3 protein-coding genes are annotated in these 2,975 nt (G+C 66.9%); all 3 read left to right on the top strand.

Annotated features, from left to right (window positions below):
- The coding region (locus tag ACR0DO_RS19360; RefSeq protein WP_480561074.1) for a YjbH domain-containing protein at positions 1-960 on the top strand (960 nt) is incomplete at its 5' end.
- A complete protein-coding gene (locus tag ACR0DO_RS19365) occupies positions 957-1,610 on the top strand; it encodes a YjbF family lipoprotein (RefSeq protein WP_480561075.1) in 654 nt (217 codons plus the stop codon). The genes ACR0DO_RS19360 and ACR0DO_RS19365, both read left to right, overlap by 4 nt.
- Positions 1,600-2,975: polysaccharide biosynthesis/export family protein (locus ACR0DO_RS19370; protein WP_480561076.1), on the top strand; the 1,376-nt coding region annotated here is incomplete at its 3' end. The genes ACR0DO_RS19365 and ACR0DO_RS19370, both read left to right, overlap by 11 nt.

Consider the following 2,975-nt stretch of genomic DNA (forward strand, 5'->3'; position numbering starts at 1 on the left):
CGCGACGACCTCTATGAGCTGGAGCACGACCCCGACAATGCCTGGCGCAGCTTTGCCCGGGCTCAGATCTCGGACACGATCCCGCTGCTGCAGGGCGGCATCCTCAGCGATGCCTATCCGCATTTTTCCTACCGGTTCGGGCCTTATCTGAACTTTTCCTTCTTCGACCCCGACGACCCGCTGCGGTATGAGCTGGGGGCGGCACTGGGGCTGGATTATACGCTCTCGCCCGGGCTGACCCTGTCGACCGAGCTGCGCCAGCCGATCCTCAGCACGCTGGATGACAGCACCCGGGTCTCGGATTCGCCGCTGCCGCATGTGCGCTCGGACTGGGCGATCTATGCCCGCGACTCCAACCTGCGCGTCGAACACATGACCGCCGAGTATATGTGGCGGCCGGGCGCCAACCTCTATGCCCGCACCACGCTGGGCTATCTCGAGACCATGTTCGGCGGGCTGTCGGCCGAGCTGCTGTGGTACCCCACCAACAGCCGCCTGGCCCTGGGGGTCGAGGCCAATTACGTCGCCCAACGCGATTTCGACGTACTGTTCGGCTTTCAGGATTACTCGGTCGCCACCGGGCATGTGTCGGCCTATTACGATCTGCCCGGCGACTTTCACGCGCAGGTCGATGTCGGGCGCTACCTGGCCGGCGACTACGGCGCCACCTTTGCGCTGGACCGCGAGTTCACCAACGGCTTCAAGGTCGGCGCCTTCTTTACCCTGACCAATGTCAGCTCCGAGGAATTCGGCGAAGGCTCGTTCGACAAGGGCATCCGGATCGAGGTTCCGATCTCGTGGCTGACCGGGCGGCCGTCGCGCAACAAGATCGCCCAGACCATCCGCCCGGTGCTGCGCGACGGCGGCGCCCGGCTGAACGTGCGCAACCGGCTGTACGGCGTCACCCGCGAGGCCCGCGCCCAGGACCTGTCCCGCGGCTGGGGGAGGTTCTGGCGATGACAACCCTGCGCCGCCCTGCCCTGTTGGCCCTGCTGGCCCTGATGCTGATCTCCTGCGGCGAGGCGCAGGAGGATGCCGATCTGCTGAAAGGCGCGCTGTTTCCCGACGCGCCCCGGTTCCACCCGCGCGCCGAGGCGCTGGCCGCGCGCCGCCCGATCCCGCCCCGGCTCGAGGTCGGCTTTCCCAGCCGCGCTCTGGCCGGGGTCATGCTGCTGGAAACCGAACGCGCCGGGGTGCAGACCTGGCTGACCGCGGATGGCGCCACCATCACGCTGGAACAGGGGCTGCTGACCTCGGCCATCGGTTTTGGCGGCGGCCTGTCCGGGTCGGACCTGCGCCAGAGCGCGGCGCTGATCCTGGGCCGCGGTGCGGGTCAGGCCGAGCGCTTCCACAGCTTTCTCAACAGCGATGACGAGATCGAGCTGCACGCCTACAGATGCCGGATCACCCCGCTGGGCGCGGACATGGTCGTGCTGGGCGGCACCCCCGTCGCCACGCAAAAGCGGCAGGAAGACTGCTATGGGCTGGCCCAGCAGTTCACCAACATTTACTGGGTGCAGGACAGCACCGGCCGCATCGTCCAGTCCTCGCAATGGACCGGCGATTTCCTGGGCAACATGTTCATAAAGGTGGTGCCCGATGATAGGTAAGATTCTGAACAGCGGAGGACGCACCGTGCGCCACATCCCCCTTTTCCTCGGCGCGCTGGCCGTCACCGGCCTGATCGCCGGATGCTCGACCATCTACCGCAGCCCCTCGGTGACCGCAGGCGTGTCGGATGCCGGCAAGGTCCGCGTCGTGCCGGTGACGCCCGAGACCGTTCTGGTCGCCAACCGCTCGCCCTATGCGCCCAAAACCCTGCCCTCGGTGTTTGCGCTGTCGGCCGGATCGGGGTCTTCCACCAGCCTGCGCGGCACCGGCCCCCTGCCCGAGGCGCCCTCGACCCAGGACGGATCGCGCGCGCGCCTGGAACTGGACCCGCCGCCGCAGGTCAACCCCGGCCCCTACACCATCGGCATCGGCGACGTGCTGGTGCTGTCGACGCCGTCGACGCAAGGAACAGCCGGAGAGCTGTCGGGCCTGCTGGCCGCGCAGAACAGCCGCAACGGCTATACCGTGCAGGATGACGGCGCGATCAACATCCCCGATGTCGGCCGCGTGCGCCTGGTCGGCCTGACCGTGGACGAGGCCGAGGCGGTGCTGTTCCAGCGTCTGGTGGAAAACCAGATCGACCCCACCTTCAGCCTGGAAATTGCCGAGTTCAATTCCCGCCGCGTCTCGGTCGGCGGCGCCGTCGGCCAGCCCGGCGTGCAGCCGATCACCCTGACCCGGCTGACCCTGGGCGAGGCGCTCTCGGCCGCCGGTTCGGTCTCGGTCAGCGATATCGACAATTCCTCGGTCCGCATCTACCGCAACGGGCAGATGTATCAGATCCCGCTGGAACAGCTCTATGCGCGCACCGACCTGCAGAACCTCAACCTGATCGCCGACGACTCGGTCTTTGTCGATACCGACTACGATCTGGACCGCGCCGAGCGCTACTTTGCCCAGCAGATCGCCCTGCGCGAGACCGTGCTGGAAGGCCGCCAGACCGCGCTGCAGGAACTAAACGTGGCCGTCAACCTGCGCCGCGACGATCTGGAGGAACGCCGCAGCACCTTCGTGCAATCCATCGAGCTGGACGCGGTCGACCGCGATTACGTCTACCTCAGCGGCGAGGTCCGCACCCAGGGCCGCTATGCCCTGCCCTTCAACCACTCCGCCACCCTGGCTGACGCGCTCTACGACACCGGCGGCGGTGTGGCCAAGGAAACCGGCGACGCCTCCGAGGTCTACGTCCTGCGCGCCGCCCAGGACCCCCGAGAGTTCGGCGCCGTCACCGCATGGCACCTCGACACAAGAAACGCCGCACACCTGACGCTGGCCGCCCAGTTCGAACTGCGCAACAAAGACATCATCTTCATCGCAGAAAACCCCGTCACAAAATGGGGCAGAACAATCTCACAAATCACTCC

The sequence above is a fragment of the Ruegeria sp. AM9 genome (assembly GCF_056540565.1).

Excerpts from the sequence above, each read along its gene's own strand:
- ACR0DO_RS19365 (WP_480561075.1), top strand. The coding sequence starts at position 957 with ATGACAACCCTGCGCCGCCCTGCCCTGTTGGCCCTGCTGGCCCTGATG.